General features: G+C 46.8%; 1 protein-coding gene. It reads left to right on the forward strand.

Features of this window, described 5'->3' with window-relative positions; translation table 11 throughout:
• Positions 1 to 216, forward strand: a 216-nt coding sequence (locus CP965_RS14285; protein WP_206732312.1) for a hypothetical protein, incomplete at both ends; no start/stop codon positions are given.

Here is a 216-nt window from a genome sequence, read left to right on the forward strand (position 1 = left end):
TTGAGGGAAGAGACCGAGGTTCTGAATTTGATGACCAGACACTTGACTTCGGTGGAGAAAATACAGATACTATAATATCAACAAATGAGCCAGAACCAGAACCTGAGCCAGAACCAGAACCAGAACCAGAACCAGAACCAGAACCAGAACCAGAACCAGAACCAGAACCAGAACCAGAACCAGAAGCAGAACCAGGACCAGAACCAGAACCAGAAC

It is taken from the genome of Halarcobacter mediterraneus, assembly GCF_004116625.1.
In the GTDB taxonomy this organism is placed as follows: domain Bacteria; phylum Campylobacterota; class Campylobacteria; order Campylobacterales; family Arcobacteraceae; genus Halarcobacter; species Halarcobacter mediterraneus.